This window comes from Streptomyces sp. NPDC026575 (assembly GCF_055567415.1).
In genome coordinates this window covers 223,705-238,398 of the sequence record NZ_JBVHQM010000001.1, presented here as the reverse complement: position 1 = coordinate 238,398, position 14,694 = coordinate 223,705, and the positions used below count along the sequence as shown (strand labels likewise).

General features: G+C 74.0%; 15 protein-coding genes. 11 read left to right on the top strand and 4 right to left on the bottom strand.

Annotated features, from left to right (window positions below; genetic code table 11):
• The first annotated feature begins 13 nt into the window (after nucleotides 1–13).
• Genes ACZ4NB_RS01115 through gdhA form a run of 8 tightly spaced genes read left to right on the top strand, consistent with a single transcriptional unit; the run spans nucleotide 14 to nucleotide 8,950 of the window.
• Entirely contained in the window at nucleotides 14–1,087 is a 1,074-nt protein-coding gene (locus ACZ4NB_RS01115) for an ACP S-malonyltransferase (RefSeq protein ID WP_467657475.1), read from the top strand.
• Nucleotides 1,059–2,945: an acyl-CoA dehydrogenase family protein gene (locus tag ACZ4NB_RS01110; protein WP_467657474.1), complete on the top strand. Its 1,887-nt coding sequence runs from the start codon at nucleotides 1,059–1,061 to the stop codon at nucleotides 2,943–2,945. Before ACZ4NB_RS01115 ends, ACZ4NB_RS01110 begins: the two co-directional genes overlap by 29 nt.
• Entirely contained in the window at nucleotides 2,942–4,036 is a 1,095-nt protein-coding gene (locus ACZ4NB_RS01105) for a 3-oxoacyl-ACP synthase III family protein (protein ID WP_467657472.1), read from the top strand. Before ACZ4NB_RS01110 ends, ACZ4NB_RS01105 begins: the two co-directional genes overlap by 4 nt.
• The gene (locus tag ACZ4NB_RS01100; RefSeq protein WP_467657471.1) at nucleotides 4,036–4,875 is read left to right on the top strand and encodes an SDR family NAD(P)-dependent oxidoreductase; all 840 of its coding nucleotides are present in this window, start codon (nucleotides 4,036–4,038) and stop codon (nucleotides 4,873–4,875) included. Before ACZ4NB_RS01105 ends, ACZ4NB_RS01100 begins: the two co-directional genes overlap by 1 nt.
• Before the next feature lie 33 nt (nucleotides 4,876–4,908).
• A complete protein-coding gene (locus tag ACZ4NB_RS01095) occupies nucleotides 4,909–6,015 on the top strand; it encodes a beta-ketoacyl-ACP synthase III (protein ID WP_467657470.1) in 1,107 nt (368 codons plus the stop codon).
• Nucleotides 5,988–6,257 carry an acyl carrier protein gene (locus ACZ4NB_RS01090; protein ID WP_467657468.1) on the top strand — a complete coding sequence of 90 codons (270 nt, stop codon included), beginning with the start codon at nucleotides 5,988–5,990 and terminating at the stop codon, nucleotides 6,255–6,257. The genes ACZ4NB_RS01095 and ACZ4NB_RS01090 overlap by 28 nt, the downstream gene beginning before the upstream one ends.
• Nucleotides 6,254–7,570, top strand: coding sequence for a beta-ketoacyl-[acyl-carrier-protein] synthase family protein (locus tag ACZ4NB_RS01085; RefSeq protein ID WP_467657467.1), 1,317 nt, complete (start codon nucleotides 6,254–6,256; stop codon nucleotides 7,568–7,570). Before ACZ4NB_RS01090 ends, ACZ4NB_RS01085 begins: the two co-directional genes overlap by 4 nt.
• The gene (gene gdhA / locus ACZ4NB_RS01080) at nucleotides 7,571–8,950 is read left to right on the top strand and encodes an NADP-specific glutamate dehydrogenase (RefSeq protein ID WP_467657466.1); all 1,380 of its coding nucleotides are present in this window, start codon (nucleotides 7,571–7,573) and stop codon (nucleotides 8,948–8,950) included.
• 52 nt (nucleotides 8,951–9,002) lie between these two features.
• Here gdhA and ACZ4NB_RS01075 read toward each other — a convergent pair whose 3' ends face one another.
• Entirely contained in the window at nucleotides 9,003–9,914 is a 912-nt protein-coding gene (locus ACZ4NB_RS01075) for an alpha/beta fold hydrolase (RefSeq protein WP_467657465.1), read from the bottom strand.
• A gap of 122 nt (nucleotides 9,915–10,036) precedes the next feature.
• On the opposite strand from ACZ4NB_RS01075, the gene ACZ4NB_RS01070 reads away from it, so the two are divergent.
• Both ACZ4NB_RS01070 and ACZ4NB_RS01065 read left to right on the top strand, forming a co-directional pair.
• Complete coding sequence (locus ACZ4NB_RS01070) at nucleotides 10,037–10,672, top strand: TetR/AcrR family transcriptional regulator (protein WP_467657463.1); 636 nt, start codon at nucleotides 10,037–10,039, stop codon at nucleotides 10,670–10,672.
• Nucleotides 10,673–10,743: 71 nt separating this feature from the next.
• Entirely contained in the window at nucleotides 10,744–11,187 is a 444-nt protein-coding gene (locus ACZ4NB_RS01065; RefSeq protein WP_467657462.1) for a hypothetical protein, read from the top strand.
• Nucleotides 11,188–11,484: 297 nt separating this feature from the next.
• On the opposite strand, the gene ACZ4NB_RS01060 is transcribed toward ACZ4NB_RS01065, so the two are convergent.
• Both ACZ4NB_RS01060 and ACZ4NB_RS01055 read right to left on the bottom strand, forming a co-directional pair.
• The gene (locus tag ACZ4NB_RS01060; protein ID WP_467657461.1) at nucleotides 11,485–11,952 is read right to left on the bottom strand and encodes a hypothetical protein; all 468 of its coding nucleotides are present in this window, start codon (nucleotides 11,950–11,952) and stop codon (nucleotides 11,485–11,487) included.
• 9 nt (nucleotides 11,953–11,961) lie between these two features.
• The gene (locus tag ACZ4NB_RS01055) at nucleotides 11,962–12,621 is read right to left on the bottom strand and encodes a DJ-1/PfpI family protein (protein ID WP_467657459.1); all 660 of its coding nucleotides are present in this window, start codon (nucleotides 12,619–12,621) and stop codon (nucleotides 11,962–11,964) included.
• A gap of 265 nt (nucleotides 12,622–12,886) precedes the next feature.
• On the opposite strand from ACZ4NB_RS01055, the gene ACZ4NB_RS01050 reads away from it, so the two are divergent.
• Complete coding sequence (locus ACZ4NB_RS01050) at nucleotides 12,887–13,825, top strand: GlxA family transcriptional regulator (protein WP_467657458.1); 939 nt, start codon at nucleotides 12,887–12,889, stop codon at nucleotides 13,823–13,825.
• Between the two features lie 38 nt (nucleotides 13,826–13,863).
• Here ACZ4NB_RS01050 and ACZ4NB_RS01045 read toward each other — a convergent pair whose 3' ends face one another.
• Nucleotides 13,864–14,607: an SOS response-associated peptidase gene (locus tag ACZ4NB_RS01045; RefSeq protein ID WP_467657457.1), complete on the bottom strand. Its 744-nt coding sequence runs from the start codon at nucleotides 14,605–14,607 to the stop codon at nucleotides 13,864–13,866.
• Nucleotides 14,608–14,694: the final 87 nt, after the last annotated feature.

Below are 14,694 nucleotides of genomic sequence, written 5' to 3'. Positions count from 1 at the left end.
AGGAGCGGTGAATATGCGCCATGCCATCGGCGTTTACCCGAGAGAAAGCGAGACGTCATCTCGCCAGATCGTCCATCTCTTTCCGGGACAGGGCGACTTCGCCGTCAGCCCGCTCGTCCGGGCCGCCCGCGCACACGACTGCGTACGCACGGCGGTCGCCGAGGTGTTCGGCGAAGTGGCGGAAGCGGGCCGGGAGTTCGGCATCGCGCCCCTTGCGCGGCCGCTGCTCGGCGACTCGCCCCCCAGCGGCCGCGACCTCGCCGCCGCCCCCGTCGGCACCGCCCAACTCGCCCTGTTCTGCTCCTCGATGGCGGTCCACCGCGCACTGTGCGCCATCGGGAGGGCGCCCGACCAGGTCCTCGGGGTGAGTTTCGGGGAGATCGCGGCGCTGACCGCGGCCGGCGTCTTCGACCTCGCCGCCGGAGCCCGGATCGCCTGCCTGCTGGCACAGCAGCTGACGCGCTGCCCGGGCGGGCTGACGCTGATCGGCGCCGCGGAGTGCCGCACCCATGCGCTGCTGCGCGAGGCCGGGTCCCCGGAACTGGCCCTGGCCTGCGTGAACGACCCCGGCGAGTGCGTGGTCAGCGGCTCCCTGCCGGCCCTTGCGGCCCTGGAGGAACTCGCCCGGCGGCAGGGGCTGCCGGCCTCCCGGCTGCGGCTGCCGTTCTCCTCCCACCACCCGTCGCTGACCGGACCGGCGGACGCCTTCGCGGCCGCCATCCGGCAATTCGCCGCCCGACCCGCCCGGATGCCGGTGCTCTCCGCCGTCCACGGCGGCCCCTACGGGCCCGGCGACGATGTGCACCGCGGACTGGCGAACTGCCTGATCCGCCCCGCACGGCTGCCCAAGGTGCTGCACCAACTCGCCACCCGCCGCCCCGCCTTGCTCCTGGAGGCGGGAACCGGTCGCGCGCTGACCCGCAACGCCCGGCACACCCTGCCGCCCGCCGCGGCGACCGCCCACGCACCCCTCGCCGATCCCGAATTCCCCTGGCCGCCCGCCGCCCAGGCCACCACACCGACCGGCGGTCCCCCCACCGCCACTTGGAGCCGTCCCGATGGCCACACGCCTGCCGCCACGCGGTGAACTGCACGACCTGATCAACGGGACGTCCCCGGACCCGCTGCGCGGCCGACTGCGCGCCGCCCTGACGGCCCCCGACGAACCCCCGCCCGCGGACTCCGAGGAGCGCGCCCACCGCATCCACCGGCGGCTGCGCCGGCTCGCCGACACCCTGCCGCCACCCGCCGAGCTGCTGTCCGACCCCCGGCGGCTGGCGCTGCTCAGCGAATGCGTCGCGGTCGCCGACCCGCCGCTGTACATGGCCACCCTCTCCCACTACGCGCTCTGCCTGGGCTCGGTCATCGCGCTGTCGGACGACCCGGCCCGCCTCGGAAGCCAGTGGGAGGCGCTGGCGAGCGCCCGCGCCAAGGGCGTGTTCTTGGTGACGGAGATCGGCGACGCCAGCAGCCACCTGGGCATCCGCACCACCGCCCAATTCGACCCGCACACCAGGGAGTTCCGGCTCAGCACGCCCGACGCGGGGGCGGCCAAGTTCTCCGGTGTCGGCTCCTCGCGGATGCCGCAGACGGCCGTGGTGTGCGCACGGGTGCTGGCCGGCGGGGCGGACCGCGGGGTGTTCTCCTTCGTGGTGGACCTCACCGACGAGCACGGTCCGCTGCCGGGGGTGGAGATCTCCCGCAGCGTCGAGCTGCCCGCCCTGCCGATGGACTACGCGCTGGTGCGCTTCCACGGCGTACGGCTGCGCCACGAGCAGTGGCTCAGGGACCGCGCCCGTATCGACGCCGCGGGAGCGTTCCACGATCCGCTCGGCAGCGCGGACGCCCGGCTCCAGCGGACCCTGTGCGTGGGGCAGGTCCTGTGGGCCACGCTGCCCTCGGCGATGGCCGCCATGGCCCGGGAGTGCGCGGTACAGGCGCTGCGCTTCTCCACGCACCGGCGGGCCCACGGCCGGCTGGCCCCGGGCGCGAGCGTGCTGACCTATCGCAACCAGCAGCACGCGCTGCTCGGTTCCCTGGCCGAGTCCTTCGCCCTGACCTGCGCCGGCCGGACCGCCCGCGAGATCTGGACCAGATCGCGCGCAGTTGCCGCCCGCCACACCGCGACCGGGGGCCGGGTGGACGGGATGACCTTCGCACCGTGGACCGCGGTCGACCGCCCCCTCGCGGTCCTCAAGGCGCTCACCGTGAGCGGCACCGCCCGGGTGGCCGCCGAGTGCCAGCACCGCTGCGGGGTCGCGGGCTTTCTGCAGCCCAACCTGCTGGCGGGGTACCACGGCTTCGCCCACGCCTTCGACAGCGCCGGCGGCGACAGCCAGCTGATCCTGCTGGACGCCGGCCGGGCCCTCGCGGCGGAGGGCGCCCATCACGTCCGGTACGCCGCCGGCCGCGGCGGGGGCACCGCACCGGCCCCCGCCGTCCCCGCGGACCACCCCGCGTGGTGGCCGGCGGTCACCCGGGCCCAGGAGGCCCGGCTGGCAGGGGACTTGCACCGGACGCTGGAACAGCGGACCCAGGCCGGACGCGCGGGCCTGGAGCTGTGGAACCCGTTGCTGGACGCGGCCCGCGAACTCGGCGAGGCGTACGGGAGCCGGCTCGTCGCCGAGAGCCTGGCCGGTGCCCTCGGGGCGGTCGACGACCCCGGACTGCTGGCGGTGCTGCGCCCGCTGGCGGCGCTGTACGGGGCGGTCGAGGCGCGCCGCCTGGCCGGCCGCCTCCAGGCCACCGGTGTACTGAGCGCCGCCGCGGTGCGGGCGCTGCCCGGGGTGCTGGACGGCCTGTGCGACCGGCTGCTGCCCCATCTCCCCCTGCTGGAGGAGGCCATGAGCGCCGAGGGCGGTGCGCCGCCCGCCCCTCTGGGTGCGGACGACTACGCCGCGGCCCTGACCGAGTCCCTCCACCCGCGATCGGAAAGGCCGTCATGAGCCACACCTGCCCGAAGGCGCCCCGTATCGGTGTGGTGGGCATGGGCACCTATCTGCCCCGCACCACCCGGACCAACGAGGAGGTCGCGGCGGCGGCGGGCGTCACACCCGAGTGGATCAGCCGGCGCACCGGTGTGCACACCCGGCATGTGGCCGACCCGGCAGAGGCCGCCTCCGATCTCGCGGCGGCCGCGGTGCGGGCCGCCGTGGCCGCCGCCGACATCGACATCGACCAGGTCGACGTGCTGATCGTGGCCACCTCCACCCCCGACGAGCTGGGCCCCTCCACCGCCTGCCGGGTCCAGGCCCTGACCGGCGCCCGCCACGCGGTGGCGCTGGACGTCAGCGCGGCCTGCGCCGGCTGGCTGTTCGCGGCCCGGGTCGCCCACGACTGGCTCCGTGGCAACCGCCTCGCCCGGTACGCGGCCGTCGTCGGCGTCGAGGCGTACTCCAAGTTCATCGACCCCGCGGACCGCGGCACCGCGGTGCTCTTCGCCGACGGTGCGGCCGCCGCGATCCTGGGCCCGGTCCCGGACGGCGGCGGATTCGCCGACTTCCGCCTCGGCTCCGACGGCACCGGCGCCCACCACGTGCTCATCCCCGCCGGCGGCAGCCGCATCCCCGCCAGCCCCGCCACGCTCGGCGCGCACCGGCACCACATCCACATGGACGGCCGAGCGGTCCGCGACTTCATCGCCCGGATCTTTCCGCAGCTGGTCGGCGAGGCCCTGGTCCGCAACCGGCTCCGGCTGGAGGACATCGACGCCTACATCACCCACCAGCCCAACCCGGTACTGCTGCGCGGCCTCGGCGAGCGCATCGGCATCCCGCCGGAGCGGCTGGTCATCGTCGGCGACGAGGTGGGCAACATCGGTGCCGCCAGCGCCCCGTACGCCCTGGCCACCGCCGCCTCCCGCGGTCTGCTGCCGCGCGGCGGCCGGATCCTGCTCGCCGTCTTCGGCGCCGGAGTGACCTGGGGCAGCGCCCTGCTGACCTGGACCGGAGCCCCGGCCATCCGGATAGCGCCGGCCCGTACCCCGCACACCGCCGCACCGCCCGCCCCTACCCCCGCTGTGCAAAGGAGTTCCTGATGACCTCACTCGCCCCCTTCCGGCTGGACGGCGCCCGCACCCTGGTGACCGGCGCCTCCCGAGGCATCGGCAAGGCCGTGGCCGTCGCGCTCGCCCAGGCCGGCGCCGACCTGGCGCTGTCCGCCCGGACCTCGGCCGCGCTGAAGGAGACCGCCCAACTCGTCGCGGAGGAGGGGCGCACCGTGGCCCTCGTACCGGGCGACCTCGCCGAGCCGGGGGCCGCGGACACCGTGGTGGACGACGCCGCGGCCCAGCTCGGCGGGCTCGACGTCGTGGTCCACAACGCGGGCATCCTCCCCTCCCGGCCCGACGGCAGCCCCACCCTGGACCCGCTGGAGGACTCCGACCAGGACGACTGGAACCGGGTGCTGTCGGTCAACCTCAACGCCAGCGCCGCCCTGTGCCGGCGCGCGCACCGCCACCTGGCCGCCTCGCCGCGCGCCGCCGTGGTGCTGATGTCGTCCCTCGCCGGTGTGGTGGGGGCACCGAGGATGGAGGCGTACGCGGCGTCCAAGGCGGCGCAGATCTCGCTGGCCCGCAGCCTCGCGGTCGGCTGGGCCCGCGAGGGCATCCGGGTCAACGCGCTGTGCCCGGGCTGGACCCGTACGGACATGACCGCGTTCGCCTACTCCACGGGGCCGCTGTCCGACTGGCTGATGGCCCATGTCCCGCTGGGCCGTTGGGCCGAGCCGCACGAGGTGGCCTGCGCCGCGCTCTTCCTCGCCTCGCCCGCCGCGTCCTACCTCACCGGCCAGGCGCTGGTGCTCGACGGCGGCGCCTGCGTCCCCGACGGCGGGCTGGCCGGAATCCCCAAGCCCCCCTCCCCGTTCGCCGCCTGACCCGACCATCCCGCGACCTGAGGACTGCCGACCATGACCAAGGTGAGCCCCACCGCCGTGATCCACGGCATCGGGACCTGTCTGCCCCCACGCGTGCTCTCCAACGAAGACGTCAAGCGACGTGGTGTGCTGGACACCACCGACGAGTGGATCCGCTCCCGCACCGGCATCGTCCGACGCCGGGCCGCCGAGGACGGTACGAGCACCGGCGACCTGGCGGTGGCCGCCGGCCGGGCCGCGCAGGCCTCCGCGCGTGCCCGTCCGGACCTGGTCCTGGTCGCCACCACCACCCCGGACCGCCGCTGCCCGGCCACCGCCCCCGAGGTCGCCCACCGGCTCGGCCTGGGCACGGTCCCCGCCTTCGACCTGGCGGCCGTGTGCTCCGGCTTCGTCTACGGCGTCACCGTCGCCACCGCACTGGTCCGCACCGGGGTCTGCGCCCGGCCGCTGGTGATCGGCGCCGAGAAGTACTCCAGCATCATCGACCCGCTGGACCGGGACACCGCGGTGATCTTCGGCGACGGTGCGGGGGCGGTCCTGCTGCGTGCCGGGGACCGTGCCGAGCCGGGCGCGGTCGCCGCCGTCGACTGGGGCTCCGACGGCGGGGGCAGCGACCTCATCGCCATCGCCGCCGGCGGCTGCCGCCAGCCCGACACCTCGCGCCATCTCTGCCGCGAGGACCGCTACTTCCGGATGAGCGGGCGCGAGGTGTACGGGCAGGCCGTCCGCCGGATGACCGAATCGTCGCTGGCGGTGCTGGGTCGGGCCGGCTGGCCGCCCGACAGCGTCGGGGCGTTCATCGGCCACCAGGCCAACCAGCGCATCCTCGACTCGGTCGCCGACCGGGTGGGCATCGCCCGGCGGCACCGCTTCGGCAACATCCGCGACGTCGGCAACACCGCCGCCGCCTCCATCCCGCTGGCCCTCGCCGACACCGCCCGCCGCAGGCTCGTCCGCCCCGGGACGCGCACCCTGCTGACCGCCTTCGGCGGCGGACTGACCTGGGGCTCGATCGCGCTGAACTGGCCCTCCTCGCTGCCCTGGGCGCATGAACCCGAACCTCGTACCACCACCCGCACCACCACCCACCCCGCGCACCGGAGGAAGCAGCCATGGAAAGTGTCTACGACCACCTCGTGACCGTACTGGCGGACAAGTTCGAGGTCGACGCCGACGCCATGCGGCCCGACAGCACACTGGCCGGCCTCGAACTCGACTCGCTCGCCGTCGTCGAGCTGTACGTCACGCTCCAGGAGCACTTCCAGATCCCCCTGGACGAGGACGACGCAGCCGCCGGCCTGACGCTGGAACAGCTCGCCCGGAGCGTCGACGCACAGCTGTCCGCGGCCGGCGCACCGTCCGACTGCGGAGACCCCCGGTGAGCGGTCGCACCGGGAACGAGGAACTCGCCGTCACCGGCATCGGGCTGGTCACGCCCGCCGGCGCCGGCACCGCGCAGACCTGGGCCGGCGTCTGCGCGGGGCGGGGCACCGCGGCGGAGGACCCCGCACTGGCCGGCCTCCCGGTCTCCTTCTCCTGCCGGGTGCCCGGCTTCGATCCGCGGATACGGGTGCCCGGAGCCCGGCCCTGGAGGTACGACCGGTTCACCCAGTTCGCGCTGGCGGCCGCCGGGGAAGCCGTCGCCGACGCCGGACTGGACCCGGCCGTATGGGACGGCTCCCGGGTCGCGGTCGTCCTCGGCTCGGCGGCCGGGGGAGTGCGGACCTACGAGGAGCAGTCGCGCAAGCTGCTGCACACCGGCCCCCGGTCGGTCTCACCGCTCACCCTGCCCGGCTTCCTGCCCAACATGGCCGCGGGGCAACTGGCGATCGAGCTGCGGGCCCACGGCGCGGTGCTGCACACCGCCACGGCCTGTGCGTCCGGCGCCACCGCCATCGCCCTGGCGGCGGTGCTGCTGCGCACCGGCGCCTGCGATATCGCGGTCGCCGGCGGGTCCGACGCCATGGTCACACCGCTGTGTGCCACCGCCTTCGCCAGGATGGGCGCGCTCTCCCGGCGCCAGGGCTGCCCGGCCGCCGCCTCCCGGCCCTTCGACGCCGCCCGCGACGGCTTCGTCCTGGCCGAAGGGGCGGGCATCCTGGTCATGGAGCGGGACACCGACGCGGCCGCCCGGCGCGCCCCGGTGCATGGCTGGCTCGCGGGTTACGGCCTGACCGCCGACGCCCACCACCAGGTGGCCCCCGACCCCGAGGGGCACGGGCTCCGGCGGGCCATGGAGCAGGCGGTACGGACCGCCGGGGCGGCCCCGCACGAGGTCGACCACCTCAACGCGCACGGGACCGGCACTCCCCTCAACGACCGCACCGAAGCCGCCGCCGTGCACAAGCTGTTCGGCGCCGACTCCCCGTCGGTGACCTCCGCCAAGGGCGTCATCGGCCACACCATGGGGGCGGCGGGCGCCATCGAGGCCGCCCTGACCGTGCTGACGGCCAAGCACCGACTCGTCCCGCCCATCGCCAACCTCCAGCGGCCCGAACCGGAGTCCCGCGGGCTGGACCTGGTCAGCGGCGGGCCCCGCCGGCAGGAGATCCGCCTGGCGCTCAGCAACTCCGCGGGCTTCGGCGGACACAACGCGGTGCTCGCCTTCCGGCCGGGACCGCCGCCGGGCGATCCCTCCCCCGACGGAGCCCGCTCCGCTCACCACCCCTCCCACGCCTGTGACCGCGGAGATTGAATGCCGTACCGCGCACCCGTCGCCACGTCCCCCGACAGCCGAATTCCGCACCTCGAAAGGCTCTATGACACCGTCCGGCAACGCAATCCCGGGGAAGGGGAATTCCATCAGGCGGTGCGCGAGGTCCTGGATTCCCTCGCACCGGCCCTGGCCGCCCATCCGGAGTTCGCCGAGCCGGGCCTGATCGAGCGCATCACCGAACCCGAACGGCAGGTGATGTTCCGGGTCCCCTGGCAGGACGACTTCGGCACCACCCTCGTCCACCGGGGATTCCGGGTGGAGTTCAGCAGCACGCTGGGCCCCTATAAGGGCGGTCTGCGCTTCCACCCTTCCGTGAACCTCGGCATCGTCAAATTCCTGGGCTTTGAGCAGGTGTTCAAGAACTCCCTCACCGGACTCGGTCTCGGCGGTGCCAAGGGCGGCAGCGACTTCGACCCACGAGGCCGCTCCGACCGCGAGGTCATGCGCTTCTGCCAGTCCTTCATGACCGAACTCCACCGCCATATCGGCGAGCACACCGACATCCCGGCCGGCGACATCGGGGTGGGCACCAGGGAGATCGGCTTCCTCTTCGGCCAGTACCGGCGCCTCACCAACCGCTGGGAGTCCGGCGTGCTCACCGGCAAGGGCCGCGAATGGGGCGGATCCGCGCTGCGTGCGCAGGCCACCGGATACGGGAACGTGCTGTTCGCCGCCGAACTGCTGCACACCCTGGGCGAGGATCTGGACGGCCGGCGGGTCGCGGTGTCCGGCTCGGGCAATGTGGCCCTGCACGCCATCGCCAAGGCCCAGGACCTGGGAGCCCAGGTGGTCACCGCCTCCGACTCCGAAGGCTGCGTGGTGGACGAGAAGGGCATCGACGTCGGACTCCTGCGCCAGATCAAGGAGATCGAACGCGGCCGGATCAGTGCGTACGCACAGCGCCGGGGCAGCTGCGCGGTCTATGTCCCCGGCGGCCGGGTCTGGGACGTCCCCTGCGATGTCGCGCTGCCCTCGGCCACCCAGAACGAACTGGACGCCGATGCCGCGGCGACGCTGGTGCGCAACGGCGTCGCAGTGGTGTCCGAGGGCGCCAACATGCCCACCACCCCCGACGCCGTCCGCGTGCTGCACGGTGCCGGAGTGGCCTTCGGCCCGGGGAAGGCCGCCAACGCCGGCGGTGTGGTCACCAGCGCCTTCGAGATGCAGCAGAACTCCCGTCGGGAGAGCTGGAGTTCCCCTCACGTGGCCGAGCGGCTCGCCCTCGCCATGCGCACGATCCACGACACCTGCCGGCAGACCGCGGAGCGCTACGGCGCCCCCGGCAACTATGTGCTCGGTGCCAACATCGCCGGCTTCACCCGCCTGGCCACCGCGATGCTCGCCCAGGGCGTGGTGTGAACACCCGGCCCCGCCCGACGCACCGGGCGGGGCCGCGAGATCCGACACCTCATCAATCGATCGTGTCCATGAAGTGCAGCATCCGCTGGTTGACCTCCTCCGCATGGTCGATCTGCGGTCCGTGGCCGGTGGCGGAGACGATCTCGGCGCGGGCTCCCGGTATCAGGCGGGGCACGCGCTCCAGCTGCCGCTGCGGGTGCACCAGCAGGCTGCGCTTGCCGAGCACCAGGTAGAGCGGGGTGCGGATGGTGCGCAGTTCGTCCTCGGACAGCGGGAGCGGAGCCGGGCGGCGGATGCGGTAGGCGCGCACCCCCGTCCGGACCATCGCGCGCAGCTCCGGCACGACGAGGACCGGCTGCTCCAGCCAGGCCGCCAGCCGCGGGCGCCACGCCTTGGGCGCGAAGGTCGCGAAGAGGCTGACGAAGATCCAGGTGAAGAAGCGCAGGCCGACCTTCTCCAGCCCGCCCGGGTCGAGCGGGATGACCGAGGCGAGGCGGCCGGGCCTGCGGTGCGCCTGGTTCAGCACGAGCCATCCGCCGTAGGAGGAGCCGACCAGATGCACCCGGTCGAGGCCGAGTCCGGCGAGCGCCTCGTCCAACCACTGTGCGGCGCGCTCGGGTTGGTGGAGGGACTCGCGCTGCTCGCTGCGCCCGGGGTCGCCCGGGGTGTCGAGTGCGTAGACCGGCCGTTCGGCGCTGAGCGCGGCGGTGTTCGGGTACCACATGGCGGAGCAGGAGCCCGCCCCGTGCACCAGCACCACCGGGGTGCGCGAGGCGGCGACGGGGTCCGCGGGGGTGTAGCGGTAGACGTGCGTGGTGCCGAAGGCGGTCTCCACGTCCAACTCCTCGCTGGCGGGCGCCCCCAGGGCGAAGACCGCGTCGCAGGCCGCGAAGTAGCGGTCACGCAAGGCATCGCTCACATAGCGGCCGACATCGGTCCGGGCGCGGGTCATGGTCTCGGGCACGGCGACTACCTCCTGGAGCGTCCATCTTTATGGTACGACGGTATCACCATGATGGTACGGCCGTACCATGAAGGTGCCCGACCGGGCCCAGACCGAGCGAACCCAGAGCGGAGAAGCGGCCGATGCCGAAGCGGGTGGACCACGAAGAACGACGTACCGAGATCGCCGAGGCGCTCGTCCGGGTCGCCGGGCGGTGCGGACTCCACGCCGTGGGGATGCGCGATGTGGCGGCGGAGGCGGGGGTGTCGCTGCGGCTGGTGCAGTACTACTTCCAGACCAAGGAGAAGCTGCTGCTCTACGGGCTGCAGCACCTGACCGAGCGGTTCGGCGAACGGGTCACCGCCCGGGTGCGCGCCGCCGGGGACGATCCCGGGCCGCGGGTGGCGATCGAGGCCGTGCTGAAGGCGTCGCTGCCGACCGACGAGGCAGGCATCGGCTTCCACCTCGTCTACACGTCGTACGCCATCCTGTCCGTCACCGACCAGGCGCTCGCCGGGCAGCCCTTCACCGACAACCCCGCAGCGGCCGAGGACGCCGTGACCGGCCTGCTCCAACAGGCGCAGCAGGCCCACCTCACCCCGCCCGGCATGGACGCACGCATCGAAGCGATCGGTCTGCTCGCCATGGCCGCCGGCCTCGGCACCAGCATCCTGGTCGGCCACCGCACACCGGAGTCCGCCGCCGCGGTCCTGGACCACCACCTCGACCGGCTCTTCCCGCCCCGCCGCGACGCACCGCCACGCAAGGCCGAGGAGTGAGTACCCGCCCCCACGCGGCTGAGTACGCCGCCCGATGGCGGCGGGCGTCATGGACGCGTTGACTCGCTGCCATGACCGATGCGACCGCTCCACCACCGCAACGCGCCCCGCACGCCGCGGCATCGGAGCCCTTCGCCCGGCAGTACGCGGCAACCGCCACCGCGTTCCGGGCGCCGAGCGTTCCCCCGCCGATGCGGCGGGCCCGCGATCCGCAGTGGTGGTGCCCGTCCGCGATCGCGGTGGCCTACCTCGCGTCGCTCTGGATTCCCGGCTTCTTCCTCTACTGCTTCGCGACGATGGCCACGGACTCCTGCGGCCCGGACCACTGCCCTGCCGGCATCACCGTCCCGCTGGTGAGCGCCCCCTACCTCTACCTCGCCGGTGCGGGCCTGGCCCTGCTCTCCGGCGCTCTCCCCTGGACCCTGCGCTGGCGCACCGTGCGCCGCGCACTCGCATCGGCCGGCGCGGTCGCCGCCACCCTGGTGCTCCCTCTGCTGCTCGCCGTCCTCGTCTGACGGCCGCTTCCGTGGCGGGGCCCGCCGTGTTCGGCCCCTTCCCGGGCCGGGCGAGCCTGCGCAGGGCGAGGCAGCCGCCGATGCCGGGGACCAGCGACACGGCGATCGTGCGCGGTGTGCGCCGCGGGGCACGGGCCACGGCGACGGCGGTGAACAGATAGGCGCAGCCGTGCGTGGGGCCGGTCAGGGAGGAGACCGCCGGCAGATGCGCGGTGGCGAGGTTGGCCACCATCACCGCGAGGGTGCCCAGTTCGACGGCGGCGGCGATCCGCAGTGCCTGGTGCGGACGCTCCACGCTCACACCCCCGTCGTCGAACCGGGACGGATGATCATCAACACGGTCACCGCGGCCCACAGCAGATTGAAGACCCCGGTGAGCATGGCCAGCCGGCCCGTGGCACCGGCCGCGACCGAGTCGGCCGCCCCGCCGAGCTGTTCCAGGAGCGCGTCCTGGCGGGGCAGGACGAGCAGTGCGAGGACGCCGGCCGCCGCCGCGGTCAACACGATCGACGCGATGAGCCAGGCGTCCCCGAGGACGCCGAGGCTGCCGGCCGTGGCGAACCCGAACACCGGGACCGCCAGGCCGACTCCGGCGTAGACCCGGCAGATGCGATGCAGCAGCCGGACCGTACCGAGCGCCGCGGCGTCGGGACCGGTCGCCCGGGCGTGCCGGACGGTGGGGGGAAACATGCTGGCGGCGACGGTCACCGGTCCGACGGCGACGAGGGCGGCCAGGACGTGCAGGGAGAGCAGGAGCTTGGTCATGGCGCGCCCTCAGAGGGCGACGGGCGCGGGGCCGCGGTCGCTCCACACCACGCCTCGGCGCTCATGGGCGAACAACTGCTCAACGGCGTGGGCGACTTGGGGCCCAATCTCGCGCTCCAGCAGATACAGGCCGAGGTCCAGCCCGGAGGTGACGCCCGCACCGGTGACCAGGTCGCCGTCGTCGACGACCCGGGCCGCCACCGCGGTCGCGCCGGCCGCCTCCAGCAGGTCCGTCCCCTGGTGGTGGGTGGTGGCGCGGCGCCCCTCCAGGAGCCCGGCCAGGGCCAGTACGAGCGAGCCGCCGCATACGGTGGCCACCGTCACCCCGGAGTCGTCCATCGCCGCCTTGAGCAGACGGGGCAACCCGGTCGCCACGGCACGGGCCAGCACCGGCCGGATGCTGTCGCCGCCGGGCGCGTCACCCGCGTCGCCCACCCGGCCCGCCGCGCCCGGGACCAGGACCAAGTCGGCCCGCTCCGGCGCCAGATGGGCGGTCGCCTTCAGCGTCAGGCCGCCGATACCGCTGACGACCTCGCGCGGACCTTCCGCCGATACGAGTTCGACGGTCACGGCACCGCCGGACGCGATACCGCCGGCGTAGAGGACCTCGTAGGGGGCTATGACGTCGAGCGGATCGAAGCCGTCGAACAGGACGAGCTGAGCATGCATGTCATTCCCTTTTGCCGCTTAACGGGTGGTCTCACCCCTGATCGCCCTCGACGGTAGTCAGTGCCCTCGTACGCCCCCAGTAGCGAGATCGACAACCTTCAACGGGATATCGCCAACCGTTCCGCCGCCGACCACCGGGAATGCCGTCACAGCGCGCGACCGGCACACGGGCCGACCACGGGGCCGGCTCCGATCCCTACCCCGCCGCACCTCATGACGCCTCACCCGCCCCGGCGAGAACCCGGCGGCCCGGTACATTGCCGCCATGCACACCATCGCCGTCCTCGCCCTGGATCAGGTGATCCCCTTCGACCTCTCCACCCCCATCGAGGTCTTCACCCGCAGCCGGCTGCCCGACGGCCGGGCCGGCTACCGGGTGCGGGTCTGCGCCGAGCGGCCCGAGGTCGACGCGGGGGCGTTCACCCTGCGCGCGCCCTGGGGCCTGGAAGCGCTGCGCGACGCCGACACGATCGTCGTCCCCGGCACGACCGACGAATCCGGCTCCCTGTCACCCGCCGTCCGGCAGGCCCTCGTGCAGGCCGCCGCCGACGGCACCCGAATCGCCTCGATCTGCGTGGGCACCTTCGTCCTCGCCGCCGCCGGACTCCTCGACGGGCTGCGTGCCACCACCCACTGGATCGGCGCGGCCCGGCTCGCCGCCGCCTACCCGGACATCGAGGTCGACCCGGACGTGCTGTACGTCGACAACGGGCAGATCCTGACCTCCGCCGGCGGGGCCGCGGGCCTGGACCTGTGCCTGCACATGATCCGCCGGGACTACGGCTCCGCGGTCGCCGCCGACGCCGCCCGGCTGTCGGTCATGCCGCTGGAACGCGAGGGCGGCCAGGCCCAGTTCATCGTCCAGCAGCACCCGCCCACACCCCGCGGCGCCACCCTCGAACCCCTCCTGGCCTGGCTCCAGGACAACATCGCCCGCGACCTCACCCTGGCGGACATCGCCACCCGCGCCGGTCTGAGCACCCGCACCCTGCTGCGGCACTTCAGCGAGCAGACCGGCAGCACACCGCTCCAGTGGCTGCACCGCGCCCGCGTCCGGCAGGCCCAGCACCTGCTGGAGACCACCGACCACTCCGTCGAGCGGATCGGCACCCAGGTCGGCTTCGGCTCGCCCACCACCTTCCGCGACCGCTTCAAACGCACCACCGGCGTCAGCCCCCACACCTACCGCAGAACGTTCCGCTAAGGGCTGTCCGGCGCGGCGCCCCCTCGCCCGTCCCGGCCTCAGACCTGACCGGCGTCGGCGTCGTCCAGCAGATGGGGGCCGTTGTTGCGTACGTTGTTGACCGCGGTGGACACCGCCCGGGCGTCCAGGTGCCCGGCGGCCGGGGCCGCCAGCAGCGCGCGGAGCTCATCGGCGTCGTGGTGGGCGGGGTCGAGCCAGGTGCTCCAGTCGTCGGGGGCGATGGCCAGCGGCATGCGCGGGTGGACGCGTCCGGCGGCGTCGGTGGCCTCGGTCGTGATGAGGGTGCAGGTCGTCCACCATGCCCCGGGGGCCTCGTCGTCGCCGGCGTCGGGGTCGCGCCAGAATTCGTAGAGGCCGGCGAGCGCCATGACCTGCCCGTCCTCGGGGCTGATGAAGTACGGCTGCTTGCGGGCCTTGGCGGTCCCGGTCGCGGCGATCGCCTGCCACTCGTAGAAGCCGTCGGCCGGCAGCAGACACCGTCGCTTGGCGAAGGCCCGGCGGTAGGCCGGCTTCTCCGCGACGGTCTCCACCCTGGCGTTGATCATCTTCGCGCCGACGTTCGGGCTCTTCGCCCATGACGGCACCAGGCCCCAGCGCAGCGGTCGCAGCTGCCGGGTGATCTCGCCGGTGTCGCGCTCGACGCGCTCCAGCACCGACCACACCTGGTCGGTCGGGGCGACGTTCCAGCTCGGATCCAGCGCCTGGTCGGGATCCCAGCGGGCGACGTCGAACGTGGCCGCGAGATCCTGCGGACGCCGGGTGGAGACGTATCTTCCGCACATGCCTCCACCCTGCCACGCGGGCGCCGCCCGACCGGCACCGAGGCCGGCCGGCGCCCGCCTTGATAGGCAAGTCTCCGCTTGCCTATG